Below are 23,081 nucleotides of genomic sequence, written 5' to 3' on the forward strand. Positions count from 1 at the left end.
ACCCTCGTCCAGATCGGCGGTGACGTAGTGCGCCGTCGCCCCGATCAGTTTTACACCGCGCTCATAGGCCTGCTTGTAGGGATTGGCGCCCTTGAAGCTCGGCAGGAAGGAGTGGTGGATATTGATGATCCGCCCCGACATCTTTTGGCACATGGAATCCGACAGGATCTGCATGTAGCGGGCGAGCACGATCAGCTCCGTGCCGGTCTGCTCCACCACCTCCATGATCCGGGCTTCCGCCTGTGGCTTGTTGGCCTTGGTCACCGGAATATGGTGGAAGGGGATATCGTGGTTGACCACCACCTTCTGATAATCGAAATGGTTGGAGACGACGCCGACGATGTCGATCGGCAGTGCGCCGATCTTCCAGCGGTAGAGCAGGTCGTTCAAACAATGACCGAAGCGCGACACCATCAGCAGCACCTTCATGCGCTTCTGGGTGTCGTGGATCTCGGTTTCCATCTCGAACTTGGCAGCGATCGGCTTAAAACCCTCGACCAGCGCCTCCTGGCCCACCCCCTGCTCGGAGATGAAGCTCACCCGCATGAAGAACTTGCCGGTATCCAGATCGTCGAACTGGCTGGAGTCGACGATGTTGCAGCCCTGATCCGCCAGATAGTTGGCGATCGCTGCGACAATCCCGCGCCTGGATGTACAGGTGACCCTCAGTACATAATGCGTCATTCTACTCTCATCTGCTTGAAATTCATCGACATGTTGTGGAGGGTTGCTGGTTGCATCCCTACCGGTCGCCATCGGCCAGAAGCCGCAGAAAAGCCTGCAGTTCCCCATCCTCGATTGAAACGAGATGTTGCCTTTCCGGATAGGCACCAGACCGGACATCCGCGGCAAACTCGCTGAATGCGGCAATGCGCTCACGCTGCAACCGCTCATACTCGACGGCAAAGTTGCGATATTTTTTCGCGTGACGCGGATAGTGGCCGCCATGGCTGCCGAGCACATCGTCCGCAAAAAGATACTGCGCATCGCAGCCGCTTCCCGCCCCCATCGAGATCATCAGCATCGACGTATTCCGGCTGATGGCTTCAGCGACGCCAGCCGGCACCACCTCGATCTCCACGGCGAAGGCGCCGGCCTCCTCCAGCGCTTTGGTCTGCCGCCAGACCTCGAGGGCGCTTGCCACCGTCTTGCCGACAGCGCGGAAACCGCCCGTCCAGGTCGCCTTGGATGGAATAAGACCGATATGGCCGCAGACCGGAATGCCTTCCTCGCGCATCCGTCGGATCGTCGGCAAGCCGGCGGCGCAATAGACCGCATCGCCGCCTGCCTTCAGCACCTTGAAAGCCTCGCGCATATATTCTTCCGCCGAAACGTAATCGCCATATTCGAGACCGGGAATGGCAAAGGGCGTGGGGGCGGCCTCGCGGAAAGCCGGACCGAGCAGCGACGGAGGGACGGACACAATATCGATCCCCGCCTTCTCGGCCGCTTCAGCCTCAGCCAGCGACGTCACGCGCAACATGGTGAGCTGTCTGCTGCCTTTCATCGCCAGGAGATCGGCGACGGTCGCGCGACTGTGTTTTTTCATGGAATTTTCCTCGGAAAGAGATGGGCCATTCACACGGCAAGCGGCGATTGCGCGTCCCGCGATGTATGCAAAAAGGTAACGGACACGGTGGCCGTACACAGGCAGCGGTCTCCCTTCCTCATTTCGATCATTCCAGCCTCCCGCAATACGCAAGATGCGTGTCCTACCTCTTGGCTCGAAGGATAGGCCGGGTTTACGTCAGTCTCAATGCAAGCGTGATTGAATCTATCAAAAAACATCAAATTCTCATCTCATGAATGATGGAATATATCATCTACCCATCTCCATCTTCACGACCAGCGAGATATTCATTGGGATATAACGTCGTTGTATCCGTCCGGATATCATGCTAGCGGTCGACCTCTTCCAGGAGGACCTCGTCTTGAGCCGCAGCCGTATCGCCTTCATCACTAAAATCGCCTTTGCGATCAGCAGCTTATTGCTTGCGACTCCCGCCCTTGCGGATCGCGTCGTGACCGACCAGATCGGCCGCCAGGTGCATGTCCCGGATACCGTCAACCGGGTCGTCATCCTGCAGCACCAGACGCTCAATATCACCGTCCAGCTCGATGCGATGGACAAGGTGGTCGGGGTGCTCGATGAGTGGAAGAAGCAGCTCGGCGCCAACTATGTGCGGCTCGCACCGCAACTTCCGAAGCTTGCCATGCCCGGCGGCCTCACCAAGGTGAACATCGAGGAACTGCTGAAGCTCAAGCCCGACGTGGTCTTCGTCACCAATTACGCGCCGGCCGACATGATAAAGCAGATCGAGGATGCCGGCCTGCCGGTCGTCGCCATCTCGCTTCTCGACGTGCCGCCGCAGGAAGCGGTGAAGCTCAATCCCAGCGTCAAGGACGAACCCGCCGCGATCGATGCCGGGTTTGCGACGGGCGTGCGGCTCATCGCCGATATTCTTGACCGCAAGGACAAGGGCGAGGAGATGCTCACGGCCACCAAGAAGACCCGCAAGCTCATCGCCGATCGCCTCGCCGATCTTCCTGACGACAAGCGCGTGCCGGTCTATATGGCCAATCCCGACCTCACCACCTACGGCCACGGCAAATATACCGGCCTGATGATGGAGCGCGCCGGCGCCAGGAACGTCGCCAACGGGATCACCGGCTTCAAGCAGGTGTCGATGGAGGATGTGCTTACCTGGAACCCGGCCGTAATCTTCGTGCAGGAGCGCTATCCCGCCGTGGTCGACGAGATCAAGACGGCGGCACCGTGGCAGACGATCGATGCCGTCAAGACCGGGAAAATCTATCTGATGCCCGAATATGCCAAGGCCTGGGGGTATCCGATGCCGGAAGCCATGGCGCTCGGTGAACTCTGGATGGCGAAGACGCTCTATCCCGACCGCTTTGCGGATATCGATATGCAGGCACAGGCGGACGCCTATTACAAGGAATTCTACCGCACAGACTATCGCCCGGGCCAATGAGCCGGGACGTGTTTTCGCCCCGCTCGCCTCGGGTGGCCATAGCTATCCTGACCGCCATGCTCGTCATCGTGGCGATCGGTTCCCTCGGCGTCGGTCGCTATGACATCTCCTTCGCCCGAGTGGTGCAGATCCTGCTGGTACCAGTCTTTCCACCTGAAATGCCCGTAACTCCGACCGAGGCGAACGTCGTCTTCACCGTGCGCCTGCCGCGCATCCTGCTTGCGCTGCTGTCGGGCGCGGGCCTGGCGCTCTCCGGCGCGACGCTGCAGGGCGTCTTTCGTAATCCGCTGGTCGGCCCGCAGGTCATGGGTGTTTCCTCAGGCGCGGCCTTCGGCGGCACGCTCGCCATCCTCCTGAGCCTCTCGCGGGCCGGCCTGCTCGCCACATCGTTCGCCTTCGGGCTTTCGGCTCTTGTCCTCGTCTATGCGCTGAACGGCGTCGTGGCACGGCGCAACATTCTGGCGCTGGTGTTGGCTGGTGTGGTGATCAGTGGCTTCTTCGGCGCACTCGTCAGCCTCGTCCAATATGTGGCCGACACCGAAGACAAGCTGCCGGCCATGGTCTTCTGGCTGCTCGGCAGTTTCGCAACGGCCAATTGGGAAAAGCTCTCCCTCATCGCCGGACCGGTCCTCATCGGCAGCATCCTGCTTTTGGGCTTGCGCTGGCGTATCAATCTTCTATCGATCGGCGACGAAGAGGCGCGCGCCCTCGGCGTCCGCGTCGAGCCACTGCGCTGGCTGATCCTCATCCTCGTCTCCGCGATCGTCGCGGCGCAGGTGGCCGTCAGCGGCATTATCGGCTGGGTCGGCCTCATCGTGCCGCATATGGCACGGATGCTTGTTGGCTCCGACCATCGGGCGATGATGCCCGCGTCGCTGATCATCGGCGCGCTCTACCTGCTTGTCATCGACGATATCGCGCGCACCGCGACCGGCACGGAAATCCCGCTCGGGATTCTCACCGCGCTGATCGGCACGCCGATCTTCGTGCTCGTTCTGTGGCAAACCCAGAGAGGCATCCGTGGCATCTGATCAGGCAATGTTGCGGATCGAAGCCGCCAGCCAATCCTATGACGGCATGCGCTGGCAATTCCGCGACCTCGACCTCGGTCTGAAGGCGGGAGAGATCGTCGCCATTCTCGGTCCCAACGGCCGGGGCAAGTCGACGCTGCTGCGGGTACTGGCCGGCCTTCTGAAGCCAACCTCCGGCAAGCTGGGGCTGAATACGCGCACCGGTTTCGTACCGCAGGAGTTCTCCGGCTCCTTTGCCTATTCAGTGCTGGACGTGGTGCTCATGGGCCGCGCCCGGCACATCGCGCTGTTCCAGACGCCACGCAAAACCGATATCGAAAAGGCGATGGAGGCACTGCGCACCACCGGGATGGCGGATTACGCATCACGCAACATCAACACGCTCTCCGGCGGTGAACGGCAGCTCGTTCTGATTGCCCGCGCACTCGCCGGCGAAAACGTCGTCTTGCTTCTCGATGAACCGGCTTCGGCGCTCGACCTCAAGAACCAGGACGTCGTGCTTTCGCTGCTCGGCGAACTGGCGGATCGCGACGATCTCGCCATCGCCTTCACCACGCATCAGCCGAACCACGCGCTGGCGGTCGCCGACCGCTCACTGCTGATGCTCGATCGGGCGCGCATCATCGTCGGCGCAACGGACGAGGTCCTCAATGAGGCCAATCTCGAGGATCTCTACGGCATTCCGGTGCGCTCCGCACGCCTGGGCGACAGCCAGGAAATTGCCTCTTTCGTACCGCTATTCCGGCAAAGGGATCGGAAAGGAAGAAATCCATGACCAAGCCTGCTCAGCCGCTAAGCATCCTATCCGCAGGCAGCATGCGGTACGCTTTCCCGGCGATCATCGCGGCATTCGGCGAGTTGAACGATGTCCCTATATCCTTGACCCTCGGCCCCGCCGGTCTGCTGCGGGAGCGCATCGAGGCGGGCGCGTATTTCGATCTCTTCGCCTCGGCCAACATGGCGCATCCCCGCCATCTGGCGGCACAGGGGATCACCGACGATGCGGTCTGTTTCGCCCGCAACAGGCTTTGCGTACTCGCGCGCAGCGACCTCGGCTTGACGACTGCGAACCTTCTCGGCGTCATCACCGATCCCAGGATCAAGATCGGTACGTCGACGCCAGGGGATGACCCCGCCGGCGACTATGCCTTCGAGGTCTTCGACCTGATCGAAGCTAAGCATTCTGGCCTTGGCAAACCGCTCAAGTCCCGCGTCCGGCAATTGGTCGGCGGGCGAAACTCGCCGCCGACGCCGCCCGGCAAGGGCGCCGGTTGGCTGATAACCGATGGTGAAGCCGACCTCTCCCTGAGCTATTATTCGAATGCCCGCCTTTTGAAGAGTGATCCAGCATTCAGTGTCGTCGCGCTTCCGGAAGAATTCTCGCCGATCATCGAATATGGCGTGACGATTCGCCAAGGCGCTGGCGCAGAAGCTGCGGAACTCAGGGATTTTCTGTTGTCCAGCGATGGTCAGCGAATCTTGGAACGGAATGGGTTTGAGCCCGTATGAACATGATAGCCCATCATGCCAATCGGTTGGGCCGAAACGTCGAAGCACAGACACGCTTTGATGTTCTCGCTTGCAACACCGTTGCGCGATCCCTATATACCGCAACGAGGACTGCGATCCCGCGTTACTATCCGTAGCGCCTCGAAGCCGTAGCTTGAAACTAGCCGCTGCAATTTTTTGAACCGTAGCTCCCGTGCCCTCCGCACTCTCGCGTGACGGCGCTCCCACTATCCATTGTCATTGACGCTGGTCGAATGACCAGCAGAGGAAATTTATTGAACAATACGAATATCGCTGCCGCGCTTGCGGTGGTGAAGCCGCATGAACGCAACGAGGCCGTCAACCGGCCCGACAAGAACTGGAAACCCTACCCCTGCCTTCTCACGCGCAAAGAGCTTGAGAAGCTGGTCGCCGAACAACTCGGCTGACGGGGCAACGATTTTATCAACATCAACAACAAGGAGAACAAATGCACATTCTGGTCAGAGACAACAATATCGAACAGGCGCTCAGGGTTCTGAAAAAGAAGATGCAGCGCGAGGGTTTGTTCCGGGAAATGAAGGCACGGCAGTCCTATGAGAAGCCGTCCGAACGCCGCGTCCGGGAAAAGGCGCAGGCCATCAGCCGGCATCGCAAAGCGATGCGCAAGCAGATGCAGCGCGAAGGGCTGATTCCCGGCCCCAAGCGGAAGGCACCGCCGGCGCGCTGACAAAATCCTACCATTTGATGCGATAATTCACATTCACGTTGCCCGCTGGCGTTAAAGCCAGCGGATCGACGACGGATGCAGTGAAGTTAAGGTTGGGCGCGATCGGCTGATTGAAAGCCACCGTGCTTGAGACGGTACCCTTGAGGTCCGTCACCGCACCGTTCGCCGAGATCGATGTGCCGGTCCAGGGAAAAATCATCGTCACGCCCTGCGAGGCGGTGACGGATGCCGGCTGGCTCTGCGCGCCCACATAATTCACATTCAGCGCGCGTGTCGTCTGCATATCGAGATCTTTCGAAACGATCCAGTTTCGCGAACGGCTAAGATACAGCGTTCCGCTCCCTCTCAGTGTGTCTATTCGCAGCGCGATTTCGCGACGCGACTTGCTGGCAAAGTTACGGCTGTCGTCCACTGCCCTTCCCCAGAACGTGGCAAGTTCGGAACCACTCAGGATCTTTCCGCCGGGCGCGCTTCCAAGGCCGATATCCGCGCCCGCGCTCATTTCCCACGCCATCGGCAACCGAAAGCCGATCGTTGTCTGATAGGTCCGAGGAGCAACCTTGACCGGCGTCCAGATCAACAGATCGCTGGCGTAAGCCGCCTGTGAAAACGACGCTGTGCCGACAAAGGCGCCAAGAAAAACGCGCGTTAAAACAAGTCTCATCACAAAAGCCCAATTAGCGTTTGTATCAACGCCAGCGCGCCGAAGTGCGGCACCGACAGCCGAACGCGATGCGAAAAACCGCATTCGGCCTCGGCTTGATTTGGTTGTTAGGTGCCGATCCGGCGATGCATATCGGCACCCATCAGGCACCTGCATCGCACCACGCGAGGAAGAGACACCCCGCATATCAGCCAACTCTCACTAAAACGATCCCATCCGCGGGACGGCTTGTAAACCCTCTGGGTTCAAGTTTTTTGCTGCGGTGCACATTTGCCGCAGTTGCTTGATGGCGGCTAAAGCCCGGCGTCGCGGGCTGATCAGGCGCGACCCCGATAGACAAAAGCGGGCGGTTCGCTGAGGCCGTCTTCTTCGGCGCGAGTCGCGATAGCCTGATGAAACGGCGAATGGATGCAGACGGGATCGGTTGCTTCCGCGCTGCCCGCAAGCGCCATGGCCTGGCAACGACAGCCACCGTGGTCGACATGCTTTCGCGCGCAACTGCGGCAGGGCTCCTGCATCCAGTCGTCACCGCGATAGGCGTTGAAGGCGCTGCCGTGATACCAGATGTCCGCGAGCGGCTTGTCCCGCACATTGTCAAAGGCAAGCGATGGAATCGTCTCCGCGGCATGGCAAGGCAACACGCGCCCCGATGGCGTGATATTGAGCCCGGTGCGACCCCAGCCTCCCATGCAGGCCTTCGGATAGCGGGAATGGTGATCGGCGGGCACATAGTCGATGACCAGAATGCCGTCCAGTGTCTTGCGCGCCTCCTCGACCAGCGCCGTCGTCCGCTCGACCTGCGCCCGCGTCGGCATCAGTGCGGCACGGTTCTTCTCGGCCCAACCATGGAACTGCACGGTTGCGATCTCGATCCGGCGCGCACCGAGTTCGACCGCAGTGGCGATCATGTCGCTGATCTGATCCATGTTCTGCTTGTGGCAAACGGCGTTGACCGTCAGCGGAATGCCGCTCTCGCGGATCCAGCCGGCAACCGCCAGCTTGCGGGCATAGCCGCCTTTATAATTGCCGACATGATCCGCCATTTCGGGTGTCGCACCCTGGATCGAAAGCTGGATGTGATCCAATCCGGCATCCGCCAGTTCCAAGAGACGCGGTTGCGTCAACCCGATGCCGGAGGTGATGAGATTGGTGTAGAGGCCATAGGAGGCGGCACCCTTGGTCAGCGCAGCCAGATCACGGCGCGCGACCGGTTCTCCGCCGGACAGATGCAGGTGCAGGACACCCAGCTCGGCCGCCTGCTGGAAGGCGGATAGCCATTCTTCGGTCGTCAATTCGTCGCGGCTTTGGGTCAGCTCCAGCGGATTGGAGCAATAGGGACAGGCAAGCGGGCAGCGATGCGTCAATTCCGCCAGCATGGCTATTGGCGGCGGCGCGGCGATGCGGCGCTCCTTGCCATTGCTGGTTTCAAGATGCTCGCTCACCGGCTCAGCTCCAGCATTCGGCGGCTGGAAAAATCGCGGATGAAGGCGATCACGTCATTGAGGATCTCCTCCTTCGGCGCCTCGAACTGCAACGCGAATCCGGCGGCGATGTCGTCCAGCGTTCTCACCCCATCGAGGGCTCTGACGATCGCCACAGCGATCTCATCCAATGCAAGCGCGCGCTCGGGCGCAAGCAGGATCGTCTGTCCGCGAGCCGCATCCTCGCGCAGCCTGACGCCGCGTGCGAGCTTGGCAATGGTCTGGCCGTCGATCTTGAGGGCGTCGTCATCACTCATGATATCACCCCTTCGCGCCCATCCCAGCCGCCAGGCGGGATAAGCCCGGGGCTAACATAGGCGTGGGAAAGCGCATCAAGCTGCGACCAGAGGACATCGGTCTTGAAGGTCAGGGCAGCAACGGAAGCATCCTGTTTTTCCAGCGTGTCGGCATGGTCGAGAACGTAGTTCAGGCCGAACGCCACCTCTTTCGGCGCTTCGTTGAGGCGCTGGCGGAAATAGGCAAGCGCGCTGTCATTGGCAAAGGCGTAATGCTCGATCAGCCCGGCGATACGGTTGGCGTGGATGGCCGGAGCGAACATCTCCGTCAGCGAGGAGGCAACCGCTTCCAGCATCGGCTTTTCGCGGACGAAATGAACATAGGCCTCGACCGCAAACCGCGTGCCGGCAAGCACGCCGCGTGTCGAAGCGACATAGTCCGGATCAAGCCCCACCGCCTCGGCGAGCTTCAGCCAGCGGCGTATCCCGCCGCCTTCGTCAACACCGCCGTCGTGATCCTCAATGCGATTGCGCCATGCCCGCCGCAGCTGCGGATCCTCGCAACGCGACAGGAAAGCGGCATCCTTCATCGGAATACGGCTTTGATAATAATAGCGGTTGATGACCCAGGCCCGCACCTGGATCATGCTGCACTGGCCGCCATGCAATTGCTGATGAAACGGGTGCTTGTCGTGATAGCGCGCCTCGCCGACCGCGCGCAGGCGCGCTTCGAACGCTTCTCTATTGGCTGCCTGTTGCAAGCGTGATCTCCATTCCGTCATAGCCGACCGCGAAGCCGTGTCGCTCAAGCTCGGCGCGCTCCGGTCCAGCCCGCCAGATCGGGTTGGTATTGTTGATATGAATATAGATGCTCCGCCCGATCGACAGGCGAGACAATGCCTCGAGACTGCCGTCGGGGCCGCTGATGGGCATGTGCCCCATCCGCCGGCCGGTCTTCTGGCCGGTGCCCGTCCTGATCATCTCGTCATCGGTGAAGACCGTACCGTCGAAGAACAGCAGATCCGCGCCGGCGATTCGATCCGCCAAAGCGGGGCTGATCGCCCCACAGCCCGGAATGTAGAAGATACGCCTGTCGCCGACGCGAAACTCCATGCCGACGGTCTGCTCGCCTTCGAGCCCAAGCTCCGGCTCGCCTTTCTCAAGATAAAGCGGAACCTTGCCGGCAACGGCAAAGAGCATTGTTTCAAGGCCATCCAGCGGAAAGAACGGTGTTTCGAGTTCGATCGGCTTTTGCTTAACGTGGGCGGGATCGAGAACCTTGAAAATCGGATTCTCTTCCAGCGTCTCCAGCAACGCCCTTGTTGCGAGAAGTTGAAAGGGTTGCTTTTCCCGCAACGTCAGAAGACCCGCGACGTGATCGACATCGCCATTCGTCAGCACAACGCTCTTGATCGGGCTGTCGCGCAATTCTTTCGGCCATAGAGCGTACCGGTCACATAGTTGCTGGCGGATATCCGGAGATGCATTCACGACCAACCAGTTGCGGCCATCGACACTGATAGCCAGAGATGATTGCGTCTGCGGAACGAGAGCGCCCTGGCGTGCCGCCGCACAGTTTGGGCAGCCACAGTTCCACTGCGGCAAGCCCCCTCCGGCGGCGGCGCCGAGCACAAGAAATCGAACAGTCAATCTGTTGCTTTCAGATGATCAGCGATCAGAACAGGATCGGCTCGGAACCATCGGCCGGCGCATACCGGTTGATTTCCATGCCGCAGCTTACCTCTACGAATTTCGGAGCATGCCATTTCATTGGTCGTTCCTTTCATGAGATTTGCAGTGCAAGATTAGACTCAATTGCCCGCTAGGGCAATTTCGGATGGTCGTCGTTTAATGCTGTTGATGCCACGCCGTTCCCGACCTTCTTGATCACAATAAATTGCTTAGAAAAACGACCTCGCGACGATTTGAGAAAGCTAGTCCCCCGCAATCCGCACATCGCGGCCTCAGATTTTTCTACTAGCCCCTCCTGCCAGAATGGCAAGCTGGCGCTCGTCGTGTATCCCTTGGCGATATAATTCGATGATCAGCGCCGCTACTCGCTCCGCCTCCTCACTGTCTTTCGCTAGCTTCAATTCGACTAAAAGAGCATCAAAAGCGCGCTGACAAAGGTCCAGATCCAACGAATCCAGGGGATGGTCATGCTTGCTGAGATATCTTCGGATCATCGCGTTCTTCTCCTTTCCCGGCACAATTGGCGTGTTCGACGATAAGATATTTATTGTCAGGCAAGCTGCCGCAAGAGCATTATAATATTAGATATATCGAAAATACTATTGGCGCTATTTTTTCTTGGCTGCCTGCTGCGACGCCGCGGACAAATCGCCATTCAACGCATCGGCAAACTTCCGCATCAACCGGACGAGATCATCGATATCATCGACATCCCAGGATTCAAGGATTGCGCCACCGATCCTGTCACGCGCGCCGTCTACCGCATCCGTCATGATCTTTCCCTTCGGCGCAATAATAGCCTCGCGTACGCGGCGATCCACGGCGGAGGCCTGGCGCACCACGAGATCTAGGCTCTCCAGCTTCGCCACCTGCCGGCTGACGGTCGTGTGGTCACGGCCGACACGATCCGCCAGATCGACGACACCGATCGGACCCAAACGCTCGATCAGAACCAGCAGCGGGAAAAGCGCCCGATCGAGCGGAATTCCGGCCTCCCTGATCAGCGCCTCGTCACCCTGAGGCCGGTTTATCACGGCAACGATATCCAGCACCGCTGCATGAAGCTTCCGAAACTGGGACTTAATATGTGTATTTTGCACATTATTTCTTGCCATCACCAACGATCTCCTTTACGTGTGCATTATACACGTAATTTGCATGATCGAAAAGGAGATATGCCATGAAGGCAGCCATCGTGCGAGGAGCCGGCCAACAGCCTGCCTATGAAGATTTCGAGAAGCCTGCTCTATCGGCTGGCGAGAACCTGGTGCATGTGAGCGCCGCTGCCATCAGCCAGATCGTCAAGAGCCGGGCGTCAGGCGCGCACTACAGTTCCGCCAATCAATTCCCCTTCGTGGTCGGAATCGACGGCGTAGGGCGACTGGAAGACGGCAGGAGGGTTTACTTTGTTCTGCCGCGTGCGCCCTATGGCAGCATGGCGGACGTGGCACCCGTGCCATCCAACCGCTGCATTGCGCTGCCGGACGATCTGGACGATGTGACAGCGGCGGCCATCGCCAACCCGGGAATGTCATCCTGGGCGGCCTTTAGAGAGCGTGCGAGGCTAGAGCCAGGCGAGACCGTTCTGATCAATGGCGCAACCGGAACGTCAGGCCGGCTCGCCATCCAGATCGCTAAATATCGGGGCGCTGCCAAAGTCATCGCGACGGGCCGGAACGCCGACAGTCTCAAGGCCCTCGAAAGGCTCGGCGCGGACGTGACCATTCCCCTCACCCAGGACAAACCGACCCTGGAAGCCGCATTCAAGGAACAATTCGCCGGCGGCGTGGATGTTGTTCTCGATTACCTGTGGGGCGAAAGCGCGGAAAGCCTCCTTAGCTCTGCCGCAAAGGCCGGCAAGGATGCCGTGCCGATCCGCTACGTCCAGATCGGCGCAATCAGCGGTGCCGACATCAGCCTTCCAGGGGCCGTGCTGCGATCATCCGCCATTACCCTGATGGGCAGCGGCATAGGCAGCATCTCTCTTGACCGCCTTGTCAACGCGATCGCCGAACTGTTCCAGGCAACCGTCCCCGGAGGCTTCGAAATTGCCACGACGATCGCTCCACTTTCCGAGGTCGAGAAGGCCTGGCCGCTCGACGACAGCAATCGGCGCACGGTCTTTACGATCGGAAACTAGGCGGGCCTGCGACGGATATTAGGTTTGCTATCGAACTGGGCTTTCGGAACATCCGAGCTGCCGTGTGACTCTGTCAATCGGCGAGAAAGACAGAGTCCATTCAGCAGGATGATGAGATCGCTCCTGCCCGACCGCGCACCGCAATACGCCTACTCGAACTTCTCCGTCGCATCGGCCTTGCCCTTGACCCAATAGCCGGAGGCCTTAATCCAGCTCAGCGGATAGCCGCGTTCCTCGACGAGATGCACCCTTATCGCGCGCGTCACGGATGCCTCCGCCGCGACCCAGACGAAAGTTTCAGGTGCAATATCGACCGATCTCAAGACCGAAAGCAGCGCCGACGCATCGGTCGCTTCGGACAGAGGACGATGCGCCCAATGGCATATTAATTCGGCATTGGTCTTGAATGTCTGATGCTCGGCTGGGTTGGCGACCGCCATGACGGCCGTGATGCGCGCCTCCCCGCCCGCCTCCTCGATCCTGCGTCCGATTGCCGGGAGCGCCGTCTCGTCGCCGATCAGCAACCATTGCTTGATATCGGAGATGACTGCGGAACCCCGCGGGCCGCCGATTGCGAGCGTATCGCCCGGACGGGCATTGATGGCCCATTGGGTGATCGGCCCGGCCTCATGAACCGCGAAATCAATTGCAAGCGTGCGGGCAGCAGCGTCGTAACGGCGAGGCGTATAGTCGCGCCGCTCCTCCGTTCCATCGGTCATAGGGACGAATATCTTGATGTGGTCGTCCGGCGCCATGCTGATGAAATCGGAAAGATCATTTCCCCCGAAGAGGATGCGCAGCATACCGGGCGTTATGTTTTCGACATGGGCCACTGTCAGCAAGCGTCGCTTCAGATCGTGCCGCACGCGCTCTATTTTCGGAGCCGCGGAAACCGCAGTTGGAATTTGAGGATTGCTCATCTGTGTCCTTTCAAGGCTCTAAAACCTCGATCCGCATGACACAGTCGCGCAGATCGAAGCCGCAGAGCCGTTCGATCATACGCGTTGAGTGACGTTAACGCTTACGTGGCAAGGCGATGCCTGACCATTTCCGGTTTCGCTATAGAAGAACGACACGCCGAATGCAACGGACTCGATGGAAATTCGGTGATATCCGCAGCGCGAGCATTATTCGCTGCAAGGCACTGTTTCCAAATGACTTTAGAGAATTTCAGCAACGGCACTATAGCTTTTTCTTATGATCAATCACCCATTTTTGAATGGGAGCACGCATCGAAGACAAGCATGCTTGCCCCGCCGATCCGGGCGGAGGTCGCACGCAGCCAGGCTGCCTTACAATGCGGCGAACGGCCGCTCAATGGATCCAGGGAGGCCATCGAATGAAGAAGAATCGTGCATTTCGCGCCGTGATCGCAGGCGCGCTGCTGGCTTTTACCATGCAGCCTAGCCCTGTATGGGCGGCTGATCCGATTGGCATCGTCAAGCCGACGGTATCATGCGCGAGCCTGGCACAGACCGATTTGACGGCCATCGGCGGTGCGGGCAGCCATGTGGTCAAGGCCGCTGAGACCACCAAGGGAGCGATCACGACATGCGCCGTAGAAGGCATCCTTGCCCCGACGATCACCTTCAAGGTCGAACTTCCGACATCCACCTGGACACAGCGATATCTGCAGATCGGCTGCGGCGGCCTTTGCGGCCACATTTCGCTGGAAGCGGGTGCCGCCGACGGATGCGCCGTGCTCGATAGCAACGGCTTCGTGACCGCGAGCACGGATATGGGACATGACAGCATGGGCGGCGAGTTCGGCCGCGATCCGCAGAAGCGCCAGGACTTCGCCTACCGCTCCGTTCACCTCACCGCTGTCACAGCCAAGAAGCTGATCGAAGCCTATTATGGCCACGGCCCCAGCCATTCCTATTTCAACGGATGCTCCGATGGTGGGCGCGAGGCGCTGATGGAAGCGCAGCGCTATCCGGATGATTTCGACGGCATCATCGCCGGTGCACCCGCGATGAACTTCCAGGTTCAGAATGGCCTCTACCATGCCTGGCAGGCGCGCTCGAATACCGGCGCCGACGGCAAGGCAATCCTGACGGCGGCGCGGCTGCCGCTCCTGCACAAAGCGGTCGTCGCCGCCTGCGACGCGCTGGACGGGCAGGTCGACGGGTTGATATCCGATCCGCTGAAATGCCATTTCGATCCGGGTACGCTGCTCTGCTCCGCGGCGGAAAAGAACACCGATAGCTGCCTGACAGCAGCGGAAGTGGATACTGTGCGTCGCCTCTACAACGGCCCGAGAGACCCCGCGACGGGCGAGCGCCTGACGATCGGCGGGCCGCTGCCGGGATCGGAACTCGCCTGGGCCGGCGTCTTCGTGCCGCGCGGGCTGAACGAGCCGATCTTCAGCGAGATCATTGCGATGGGCACAATCCTCAATCTCAACTTCGAAACAAATCCGCCCGCGGATTACAAACTCGCCAACGTCACATTTGACAGGGCGTATTTCGATCGGCTGCGTCCGCTACATTCGCTTTATGACGCCACCAACCCCGATCTCTCGGCCTTCGAAAAATCCGGCGGCAAGCTGATCCTCTGGCATGGCCTTGCCGATCAGCATATCTCGCCGATCAACACCATTGCCTACTATCAAGCGGTCGAGAAGCTCCTGGGCGCCAAGCGCGCCGCTCAGTTCACGCGGCTTTACCTCTTTCCGGGCATGTATCATTGCGAGGGCGGCGAGGGTCCGAACAAGATCGACCTGCTGACCCCGATGCTGAACTGGGTCGAGAAGGGTGCCGCTCCGCAAGAGATTGTCGCCCGGCAGACGGCGAGCGACGACGCCAGCGGCTTTGGACAGCCGAGCGGTGCGCCGCCCAAAGACGCGGCCAAAAAGCCAGCCGAGCAGTCCGCCAACAAGGTTGTCCGGTCACGCCCTGTCTACCCCTATCCTTACACCACGAAGTACAACGGTAAGGGCGATCCGAACTTGGTAACCAGCTACACGCGCGGTGACCGCGAGGAAGCCATCATCGAGCCTTGGGCTGGTGCGCATTTCTATCAGCCCTACAAGCCCCGTGCGGAATAGACCTATGTGGCCTCACGACGGCGAAGCTTCGCCGTCGTATCCGTCTGCTTGAGATTATGCCGCGAGCAATCAGAGCTCTACTGTAAAGCCTTTTCCATCACGCGCACCAACCGCTCGGCAAAGGCACGCGGGTCGGCCGGCTTGTCGCCATCAAGGACACGCGCCTGGTCGAGCAGCAGGAATGCCGCGTCGTCGCGCAGGGACGACTGGTCGCCCTTGGCGGCAATGGCCTTGACGAGCGGGTGATCGCCATTGATTTCCAGGATCGGCTTTGCAGCGGATTGCAGCTGCCCGGCGCCCTGCAGGATTTTTTCGAGCTGGCGGTCGTAGCCCTGTTCGGAGGCGACCAGGCAGACGGCGCTTTCGATCAGGCGGTCCGATGCGCGAACATCGGAAACCTGATCCGAGAGCTTATCCTTGGCGAAATCGATGAAAGCCTGAACCTCCGCCGGCGCTGATTCGTCCTTGGTCGCGTCCTGCTCGACCTTGCTGAACTGGGCGAGATCGGCCGACCCTTGCGTGATCGACTTGAACGCCTTGCCTTCGAACTCCGGCGCGTTCGTCACCCAGAAGCTGTCGACGGAATCCGAGAGCAGCAGCACCTCGATGCCGCGGGCACGAAACCCTTCGAGCTGCGGCGATGCCTTCAGCTGTTCGAGGCTGTTGCCGGCGAGATAATAGATCGCCTGCTGGCCTTCCTTGATATCCTTGACGTAGTCGGCAAGAGAACGATAGCCCTCCCCGGATGCCGTCGTGCGGAAGCGCGACAGCGCGACCAGTTGGCTGCGCCGCTCGTAATCCTCGTAAATGCCTTCCTTGATCAGGCTTCCGAACGATTCCCAGAGTTTGAGGAAAGCATCATTGTCGCTTTCCGCAAGCTTCTCGATGGCGGTAACGATCCTGTTGGTGACGCCCTTGCGGATCGCCGAGAGGATGGCGCTTTCCTGGATCATTTCGCGCGAGACGTTCAGCGGCAGATCGGAGGTGTCGACAAGACCGCGCACGAAACGGAGATAGCGCGGCAGCAATTCGGCCTCATCGGTGATGAAGACGCGCTTCACATAGAGCTTCATCCGGCCCTTACGATCGGGATCGAAGAGGTCGAAAGGCTGGGAACCGGGAATGAAGGCAAGCGCGGAATATTCGTGGCGGCCTTCGGCGCGGAAATGCACCGTCAGCGCCGGCTCGTCATACTGGCCCGAAATTCCGCGATAGAAATCGGTATATTCCTCGGTGGTGATATCGTTTTTCGATTTCGTCCAGAGCGCCGAGCCGTCAGTCAGCTGCGTCGCCTCCGCACCGGGCTTTTCGGCGATCGTGATCGGTACGGGCACATGACCCGATTGTGCCTTGACGATCCGCTCGACGGTCCAGCGGGACGCGTAGCTCTTGGCATCCTCCATCAGATGCAGAGTGATGCGCGTGCCGCGGGCCGGCGCCTCGCTGACATCGATCGGGCTGACGCTGTAGCCGCCCTTGCCGTCGGAGGACCAGAGCCAGGCATCATCCGTGCCGGCGCGGCGCGAGACGACATCGACGCGATCGGCGACCATGAAGCAGGAATAGAAGCCAACGCCGAACTGACCGATCAGCTGCGCGCCCTCGCCCTGCTTGTTCGCCTCGATGCGCTCCATGAAGGCGCGCGTACCGGAACGGGCGATCGTTCCGAGTGCTTCGATCATCTCGTCGCGGCTCATGCCGATGCCGTTGTCCTCGACAACAAGCCGGCTGCCCTCCTCATCCAGCGTCAGCAGGATACGGCTGTCCGGATCGCTTGCCAGCAGCGAAGGCGTGGCGATCGCCTCGTATCGAAGCTTCTCACAGGCGTCGGCCGCGTTCGAAATCAGCTCGCGTAGAAATACATCCTTATCGGAATAAACCGAGTGAACCATCATATGCAGAAGACGGGCAACATCGGCCTCAAAAACATGGCTTTCGGCGGGATTTTCTGCGGTGGTTGTCGTCATGTGCGTCTCGTCTCCTGGGAATATTAAAAGTCGCGCCGAAGAGGTGGCGGAAGAAGGGAGAAATTTCAAGTTGATGTCGCTTAATTACGCATAAGACGATGTGCTTTTATTGCCTCGGGAAATCTCTGCACGGCTTTGGCGTCGAGGACCGCAACCTAGGCTTCGCCACAGAACGACGGGATTGAATATTTTTTAGGCACGCATGGCATCGCCTAATATTTTGGCGCATGGCTTGCCCGCTTTGTTGCGTTGCGCCATAAAGGCGGCATGAGCCGCCTGGATCTGACCATTCTTGTGATCGACGAAAATACCATCCGCGCTTCGATCATCGAAGAGGGGCTGCGGGAGGCCGGTCATGCGCGCGTGACGGTCATCCACGAGGTCCATGGCGTGGCCCGCACGATCGAAACACTCAAGCCCGATGTGATTATCATCGATATCGAGAACCCGAACCGCGACATGATGGAGCATCTGTTCCAGCTGACGCGGACGGTCGGACGCCCGATTGCCATGTTCGTCGATCGCTCCGACACGGCTTCGATCGAGGCGGCTGTCGATGCTGGCGTTTCAGCCTATATCGTCGACGGGCTGAAGAAGGAGCGGGTGAAGCCGATCCTCGACATGGCCGTCAGTCGCTTCAATGCCTTCAGCCGGCTACAACGCGAGCTTGCCGACGCAAAATCGGCGCTGGAAGAGCGCAAGATCGTCGAGCGTGCCAAGGGCATTCTCATGAAGATGCGCGGCCTGTCGGAAGAGGAAGCCTTCACGCTCCTCCGGCAGACGGCGATGAACGAGAAGAAGAAGATTTCAGATATCGCGCAAAGCGTCGTCACGGCCGCAGGCCTGTTGATGTGATGCCGATACGCGATAGCGGAAGTTTCCGGAGGAAACCGGAGTGGATATGATGAACAGCAGCAGTTCCGGCAGCAATCTCGCATCGCCGTTCCGCCTGACAGGCGAAGGGCCGAAGGTTCTACGCGCGGGATTCATCCCGCTCGTCGATGCCTCCGTCCTGATCGCGGCGGCGGAATTCGGCTTTGCACGGAAGGAAGGCATCACGCTCGACCTCGTCAAGGATGTCTCCTGGGCCAATGTCCGCGACCGCCTCGCCTTCCGTCAGTTCGACATCGCCCATATGCTGTCGCCGATGCCGGTCGCATCCATGCTGGGGCTCGGCTCCAACCCCTCCCCGACCATCACGCCCTTCTCGCTCGGCAGCGGCGGCAATGCCATCACGCTGTCGACGCGGCTGTTCGACCGCATGCGTGAGGAAACGGGCTTATCGGACCTGGCGAGTGCCTTGGAAAATGCCCGGGCGTTGGCGACTGTGACAAAGCAGATGAAGGCGCGTGGCGAGCAACCGCCGACGCTTGGCATGACCTACCCCTTCTCCTCGCACAATTACGAATTCCGCTACTGGCTTGCCGCCGGCGGCATCGATCCCGATCAGGATGTGAAGCTCGTCGTCGTGCCACCGCCGCTGACATCCGACGCGCTGGCGGCTGGTGCCATCGACGGTTTCTGCGTCGGCGCGCCGTGGAACATGGTCGCCTCGGAGCGAGGCGTCGGCCGCATCGTCGCCGCCAAGCAGGATATCTGGCCATCCGCCCCGGAGAAGGTCATCGGCATGCGGCCAGACTGGGCGGAAAGTCACCCCGAAACCGTCTCTCGCTTGCTCGTGGCACTCGATGCGGCGGCACGCTGGTGCGATCGGCCGGAAAGCCACGATGCACTCGCAGAAGCGCTCGCCGATCAGCGCTATATCGCGGCTCCCGTCGGCATTATCCGCAACGTGCTTGCCGGCGAGTTCGGCCTCGATGCCAAGGGCAATCGCCGGGTGATCGACAGATACTTCAGCTTCCATGCCGGCTTCGCCAATTATCCACGCCCCAGCCAGGCGCTGTGGATCCTCAGCCAGATGGTGCGCTGGGGCCAGAGTGCCCTCTCCGAACACAATATACGCATGGCCGCCTCCGCCTATCGGCCCGACCTCTACCGGCTGGCGCTCGGCAATGACGCCGCCCCCGCCGATGCGGATATCCGCGTGGAAGGCGACAGCGAAGGCGATCGCTTCATGGACGGGTTCGTCTTCGATCCCTCGGACATGGCCTCCTATGTGGCGGGATTTGCAGTCAAGGCAAAGACGCGGATAGCATCTTCAGGCGAAGAGATCTGACAACGTCTGAACGTTGCGTTGCACAAAATCGGCGCAGCTCGTCGTGCCCCCTCAACTGCAGACGCTCAAAATATTTGCAGAACTCAACCTCGATCTAAAAACAAGCAAACGCGGCCGAGTGGGAAATATCCAAATAATTTCATAAAGATAGGGAACAACCACCAAACTGGCACGCCGCTTGCCTAGTAAACATTGCTTCGGTCAACGGCGATCGAGGTAAGCCGAGCGCGAGAAATGCGCTCGCAGTGACATTGACGTCGCAAGGTTTTTGCCCCGAGGGACTCTCCCAAGTCCCGGGCTGCATTAACCGAGCGGCGTTTTTTTATTCCCAAAAATCCGTCAGACACCAGCAGAGGGGCCCGCATATGAAGAAGATCCTGTCCGGCAGCGTTACGCGCCGTAGCCTATTGAAGACCTCCGGCACCGCAGCCCTTATCTGTGCGGTCAAGACTGCCTTTCCCTCCGGCGCCTTTGCGGCCACGAGCGGACCGGAAGTCTCCGGCGCCAAGCTCGGCTTCATCGCGCTCACCGATTCAGCGCCGCTGGTCATCGCCAAGGAGAAAGGCCTGTTTGCAAAACATGGCCTGCCGGATGTCGACGTTGAAAAGCAGGCATCCTGGGGCGCGACACGCGACAATCTCGTGCTCGGCGGCGCTGCCAACGGCATCGATGGCGCGCATATCCTCTCGCCGCTTCCCTATCTCATGCACACGGGCAAGGTCACGCAGAACAACCAGCCCGTACCGATGGCCCTCTTGGCGCGCCTCAACTACGACAGCCAGGCCATCTCCGTCGCCAAGGAATATGCCGATACCGGCGTTCAACTGGATGCCTCCAAGCTGAAGGCAGCCTTCGATGCCAAGCGCGCGGCCGGCAAGGAAATCAAGGCCGCCATGACCTTCCCCGGCGGCACGCATGACCTCTGGATCCGCTATTGGCTCGCCGCGGGCGGCATCGATCCCGACAAGGACGTCTCGACCATCGTCGTGCCGCCGCCGCAAATGGTGGCGAACATGAAGGTCGGCAACATGGATGTCTTCTGTGTCGGCGAACCCTGGAACGAGCAGCTCGTCAACCAGGGCATCGGCTTCACCGCCTGTACCACCGGCGAGATCTGGAAAGGCCATCCGGAAAAGGCGCTCGGCATGCGCGCCGAATGGATCGAGAAGAATCCCAATGCCGCCAAGGCACTGCTGATGGCCGTCATGGAAGCCCAGCAATGGTGCGACAGCATGGACAACAAGGACGAGATGGCAACCATCCTCGGCAAGCGGCAGTGGTTCAACGTGCCGCCCAAGGATATTCTTGGGCGTCTCAAGGGCGACATCAACTACGGCAATGGGCGCGTCGCCAACGGAACCGATCTTTACATGAAATTCTGGAAGGGCGGCGTTTCCTATCCCTTCCAGAGCCATGACGCCTGGTTCATCACCGAGAACATGCGCTGGGGTAAGTTCGCGCCAAATACCGACGTCAAGAAACTGGTCGGCGAAGTGAACCGCCAGGATATCTGGCGCGACGCCGCCAAGGATCTTGGCGTTGCTGCTGCCGATATTCCGGCCTCGACCTCACGCGGCAAGGAAACCTTCTTCGACGGCAAGGTCTTCGACCCGGAGAACCCTTCCGCCTATCTCGAAAGCCTCTCCATCAAGGTGGCGTCGTGATGATCGGTGTCACGCCTCAAGAGCTCCGCACTCTCCGCGTCGCGCAAGATTCAAGGACCTGATTCATGTCTGCAACAGCCCGCAAACAGGAAGTCATCGCGACGGCCGCACCTCAAGACGAAAGCCGCGTCGTGAAACTCTCCGCTCGTCCCGTTCGCCGCATTGATGTCAAGCTCATCGCTCTGGCAATCCTGCGTGCCGTCGTGCCGCCGCTGGTGGTGCTCATCATCCTGCTCGGCGTCTGGCAGCTCCTCTGTGAGCAGCCCGGCGCCAGTCTGCCGCCGCCGTCCCAGGTCTGGCAGGAGAGCTACGATCTCATCGCCTATCCCTTCTTCTATAACGGTCCCCAGGATATCGGCCTGGCCTGGCGCGTGCTCATTTCCCTGCAGCGCGTCGCCTATGGCTTCGGTCTTGCCGCCATTGCCGGCGTCTTGATCGGCGCGTTGATCGGACAGTCGATCTGGGCGATGCGTGGCCTCGATCCGATTTTCCAGATCCTGCGCACCGTGCCGCCGCTCGCCTGGTTGCCACTGTCGCTCGCCGCCTTCCAGAACTCGAGCCCATCGGCGATCTTCGTGATCTTCATCACCTCGATCTGGCCGGTGATCATCAACACCGCCGTCGGTGTACGCAACATCCCGCAGGATTACCGCAATGTCGCCAGGGTGCTACGGCTGAACCAGATCGAGTTCTTCTTCCGCATCATGGTGCCCGCTGCCGCCCCCTATATCTTTACGGGCCTGCGCATCGGCATCGGCCTGTCCTGGCTTGCCATCGTCGCGGCCGAAATGCTGACGGGCGGCGTCGGCATCGGCTTCTTCATCTGGGATGCATGGAACTCTTCGCGCCTGCCCGACATCATCGTCGCCCTCACCTATATCGGCATCACCGGTTTCATCCTCGACAAGCTGGTCGCCGCGATCGGCGCCTTTGTCACCCGCGGCGCCACGGCCAATTAAGGAAAGCATGATGACCAGCTCCTATCTCAAGCTTGATCACATCGACAAATATTTCGACCGCGGCGGTCAGCGGGCCGAGGTATTGAAGGGTGTCAACCTCGTCATCGAAAAAGGCGAGTTCGTCTCGATCATCGGCCATTCCGGTTGCGGCAAGTCGACCCTGCTTAACCTGATCGCCGGCCTGACGCCGGTCTCGGCCGGTGCGGTGCTCCTGGAAAACCGGGAGGTCAATGCACCAGGCCCCGAGCGTGCCGTCGTCTTCCAGAACCATAGCCTGCTGCCCTGGCTGACCGTCTATGAAAACGTCAACCTTGCCGTTTCGAAACTGTTCCGCGGCACGAAAACCAAGGCCGAGCGCCATGATTGGGTGATGCGCAATCTCGACCTGGTGCAGATGGCGCATGCCAAGGACAAGCGCCCTTCGGAAATCTCCGGCGGCATGAAACAGCGCGTGGGCATCGCCCGGGCACTCGCCATGGAACCGAAGATCCTGTTGCTGGACGAGCCCTTCGGCGCGCTCGACGCGCTGACGCGCGCGCATCTGCAGGATGCGGTGATGGATATCCATGCCCGCCTCGGCAGCACCATGGTGATGATCACTCATGATGTCGACGAGGCCGTGCTGCTCTCCGACCGTATCGTGATGATGACCAACGGTCCGGCCGCCTATATCGGCGATGTGCTCGACGTGCCGATCGCCCGGCCGCGTAACCGCCTCGAGCTTGCCGCCGATCGAACCTACCTCAAATGCCGCGAAGCCGTGTTGAAGTTCCTTTATGAACGCCACCGCTTCGTCGAAGCCGCGGAGTAA

25 protein-coding genes are annotated in these 23,081 nt (G+C 60.2%); 13 read left to right on the forward strand and 12 right to left on the reverse strand.

Annotated features, from left to right (window positions below):
• Together RRH01S_RS28685 and RRH01S_RS28690 are read right to left on the reverse strand one after the other, a co-directional pair.
• On the reverse strand, positions 1 to 684 hold a 684-nt coding region (locus RRH01S_RS28685), incomplete at its 3' end, for a formyltetrahydrofolate deformylase (protein WP_042476250.1).
• 58 nt (positions 685 to 742) lie between these two features.
• Positions 743 to 1,549, reverse strand: a complete 807-nt coding sequence (locus RRH01S_RS28690) for a 3-methyl-2-oxobutanoate hydroxymethyltransferase (RefSeq protein ID WP_042476253.1) — start codon at positions 1,547 to 1,549, stop codon at positions 743 to 745.
• A gap of 346 nt (positions 1,550 to 1,895) precedes the next feature.
• On the opposite strand from RRH01S_RS28690, the gene RRH01S_RS28695 reads away from it, so the two are divergent.
• From RRH01S_RS28695 to rpsU, 6 genes are all read left to right on the forward strand, one after another.
• Positions 1,896 to 2,993: an ABC transporter substrate-binding protein gene (locus RRH01S_RS28695; protein ID WP_042476256.1), complete on the forward strand. Its 1,098-nt coding sequence runs from the start codon at positions 1,896 to 1,898 to the stop codon at positions 2,991 to 2,993.
• A complete protein-coding gene (locus RRH01S_RS28700; RefSeq protein ID WP_042476258.1) occupies positions 2,990 to 4,024 on the forward strand; it encodes a FecCD family ABC transporter permease in 1,035 nt (344 codons plus the stop codon). The genes RRH01S_RS28695 and RRH01S_RS28700 overlap by 4 nt, the downstream gene beginning before the upstream one ends.
• Entirely contained in the window at positions 4,014 to 4,799 is a 786-nt protein-coding gene (locus tag RRH01S_RS28705; RefSeq protein WP_234711780.1) for an ABC transporter ATP-binding protein, read from the forward strand. The genes RRH01S_RS28700 and RRH01S_RS28705 overlap by 11 nt, the downstream gene beginning before the upstream one ends.
• A complete protein-coding gene (locus RRH01S_RS28710; protein WP_042476263.1) occupies positions 4,796 to 5,533 on the forward strand; it encodes a molybdate ABC transporter substrate-binding protein in 738 nt (245 codons plus the stop codon). Before RRH01S_RS28705 ends, RRH01S_RS28710 begins: the two co-directional genes overlap by 4 nt.
• A 275-nt stretch (positions 5,534 to 5,808) precedes the next feature.
• Positions 5,809 to 5,961, forward strand: a complete 153-nt coding sequence (locus RRH01S_RS34560) for a hypothetical protein (RefSeq protein WP_007692860.1) — start codon at positions 5,809 to 5,811, stop codon at positions 5,959 to 5,961.
• Between the two features lie 41 nt (positions 5,962 to 6,002).
• Positions 6,003 to 6,242, forward strand: a complete 240-nt coding sequence (rpsU, locus tag RRH01S_RS28715; protein ID WP_007692858.1) for a 30S ribosomal protein S21 — start codon at positions 6,003 to 6,005, stop codon at positions 6,240 to 6,242.
• A 7-nt stretch (positions 6,243 to 6,249) separates the two neighbouring features.
• Here the strand turns inward: rpsU and RRH01S_RS28720 are convergent, their stop codons facing one another.
• The 8 genes from RRH01S_RS28720 to RRH01S_RS28755 form a co-directional block, all read right to left on the reverse strand.
• On the reverse strand, positions 6,250 to 6,906 hold the full coding sequence (locus RRH01S_RS28720) for a hypothetical protein (RefSeq protein WP_034522915.1): 657 nt from the start codon (positions 6,904 to 6,906) through the stop codon (positions 6,250 to 6,252).
• Positions 6,907 to 7,223: 317 nt separating this feature from the next.
• Positions 7,224 to 8,348 carry a pyrroloquinoline quinone biosynthesis protein PqqE gene (gene pqqE / locus RRH01S_RS28725; protein WP_042476268.1) on the reverse strand — a complete coding sequence of 375 codons (1,125 nt, stop codon included), beginning with the start codon at positions 8,346 to 8,348 and terminating at the stop codon, positions 7,224 to 7,226.
• On the reverse strand, positions 8,345 to 8,644 hold the full coding sequence (gene pqqD / locus RRH01S_RS28730) for a pyrroloquinoline quinone biosynthesis peptide chaperone PqqD (protein ID WP_012650173.1): 300 nt from the start codon (positions 8,642 to 8,644) through the stop codon (positions 8,345 to 8,347). The genes pqqE and pqqD overlap by 4 nt, the downstream gene beginning before the upstream one ends.
• Positions 8,641 to 9,405, reverse strand: a complete 765-nt coding sequence (gene pqqC / locus RRH01S_RS28735; RefSeq protein WP_034522778.1) for a pyrroloquinoline-quinone synthase PqqC — start codon at positions 9,403 to 9,405, stop codon at positions 8,641 to 8,643. Before pqqC ends, pqqD begins: the two co-directional genes overlap by 4 nt.
• On the reverse strand, positions 9,365 to 10,273 hold the full coding sequence (pqqB, locus tag RRH01S_RS28740; RefSeq protein WP_042476273.1) for a pyrroloquinoline quinone biosynthesis protein PqqB: 909 nt from the start codon (positions 10,271 to 10,273) through the stop codon (positions 9,365 to 9,367). The genes pqqC and pqqB overlap by 41 nt, the downstream gene beginning before the upstream one ends.
• 25 nt (positions 10,274 to 10,298) lie before the next feature.
• Positions 10,299 to 10,394 (reverse strand): pyrroloquinoline quinone precursor peptide PqqA, encoded by a 96-nt coding sequence (pqqA, locus tag RRH01S_RS28745; RefSeq protein WP_007692844.1) that lies wholly within the window; start codon positions 10,392 to 10,394, stop codon positions 10,299 to 10,301.
• A gap of 193 nt (positions 10,395 to 10,587) precedes the next feature.
• Complete coding sequence (locus RRH01S_RS28750; RefSeq protein WP_042476277.1) at positions 10,588 to 10,809, reverse strand: hypothetical protein; 222 nt, start codon at positions 10,807 to 10,809, stop codon at positions 10,588 to 10,590.
• A 114-nt stretch (positions 10,810 to 10,923) separates the two neighbouring features.
• Positions 10,924 to 11,433: a MarR family winged helix-turn-helix transcriptional regulator gene (locus RRH01S_RS28755; protein WP_374188774.1), complete on the reverse strand. Its 510-nt coding sequence runs from the start codon at positions 11,431 to 11,433 to the stop codon at positions 10,924 to 10,926.
• A 62-nt stretch (positions 11,434 to 11,495) separates the two neighbouring features.
• On the opposite strand from RRH01S_RS28755, the gene RRH01S_RS28760 reads away from it, so the two are divergent.
• On the forward strand, positions 11,496 to 12,455 hold the full coding sequence (locus RRH01S_RS28760) for a quinone oxidoreductase family protein (protein ID WP_042476283.1): 960 nt from the start codon (positions 11,496 to 11,498) through the stop codon (positions 12,453 to 12,455).
• Between the two features lie 149 nt (positions 12,456 to 12,604).
• On the opposite strand, the gene RRH01S_RS28765 is transcribed toward RRH01S_RS28760, so the two are convergent.
• Positions 12,605 to 13,375 carry a siderophore-interacting protein gene (locus RRH01S_RS28765; protein WP_042476287.1) on the reverse strand — a complete coding sequence of 257 codons (771 nt, stop codon included), beginning with the start codon at positions 13,373 to 13,375 and terminating at the stop codon, positions 12,605 to 12,607.
• A gap of 419 nt (positions 13,376 to 13,794) precedes the next feature.
• On the opposite strand from RRH01S_RS28765, the gene RRH01S_RS28770 reads away from it, so the two are divergent.
• Complete coding sequence (locus tag RRH01S_RS28770) at positions 13,795 to 15,504, forward strand: tannase/feruloyl esterase family alpha/beta hydrolase (protein ID WP_052365353.1); 1,710 nt, start codon at positions 13,795 to 13,797, stop codon at positions 15,502 to 15,504.
• Between the two features lie 77 nt (positions 15,505 to 15,581).
• Here RRH01S_RS28770 and htpG read toward each other — a convergent pair whose 3' ends face one another.
• Positions 15,582 to 17,471 carry a molecular chaperone HtpG gene (gene htpG, locus RRH01S_RS28775; RefSeq protein WP_042476290.1) on the reverse strand — a complete coding sequence of 630 codons (1,890 nt, stop codon included), beginning with the start codon at positions 17,469 to 17,471 and terminating at the stop codon, positions 15,582 to 15,584.
• A 267-nt stretch (positions 17,472 to 17,738) separates the two neighbouring features.
• Between htpG and RRH01S_RS28780 the strand changes: the two genes are divergently transcribed.
• From RRH01S_RS28780 to RRH01S_RS28800, 5 genes are all read left to right on the forward strand, one after another.
• Positions 17,739 to 18,326 (forward strand): ANTAR domain-containing response regulator, encoded by a 588-nt coding sequence (locus RRH01S_RS28780; RefSeq protein ID WP_007692813.1) that lies wholly within the window; start codon positions 17,739 to 17,741, stop codon positions 18,324 to 18,326.
• Positions 18,327 to 18,375: 49 nt separating this feature from the next.
• Entirely contained in the window at positions 18,376 to 19,647 is a 1,272-nt protein-coding gene (locus tag RRH01S_RS28785) for a CmpA/NrtA family ABC transporter substrate-binding protein (protein WP_012650166.1), read from the forward strand.
• Positions 19,648 to 20,012: 365 nt separating this feature from the next.
• Complete coding sequence (locus RRH01S_RS28790; RefSeq protein ID WP_042476292.1) at positions 20,013 to 21,311, forward strand: CmpA/NrtA family ABC transporter substrate-binding protein; 1,299 nt, start codon at positions 20,013 to 20,015, stop codon at positions 21,309 to 21,311.
• 65 nt (positions 21,312 to 21,376) lie between these two features.
• Positions 21,377 to 22,270, forward strand: coding sequence for a nitrate ABC transporter permease (gene ntrB, locus RRH01S_RS28795; RefSeq protein ID WP_007692817.1), 894 nt, complete (start codon positions 21,377 to 21,379; stop codon positions 22,268 to 22,270).
• A 10-nt stretch (positions 22,271 to 22,280) separates the two neighbouring features.
• Complete coding sequence (locus RRH01S_RS28800; protein ID WP_007692819.1) at positions 22,281 to 23,081, forward strand: ABC transporter ATP-binding protein; 801 nt, start codon at positions 22,281 to 22,283, stop codon at positions 23,079 to 23,081.

It is taken from the genome of Rhizobium rhizogenes NBRC 13257 (genome assembly GCF_000696095.1).
Taxonomy (GTDB): Bacteria; Pseudomonadota; Alphaproteobacteria; order Rhizobiales; family Rhizobiaceae; genus Rhizobium; species Rhizobium rhizogenes.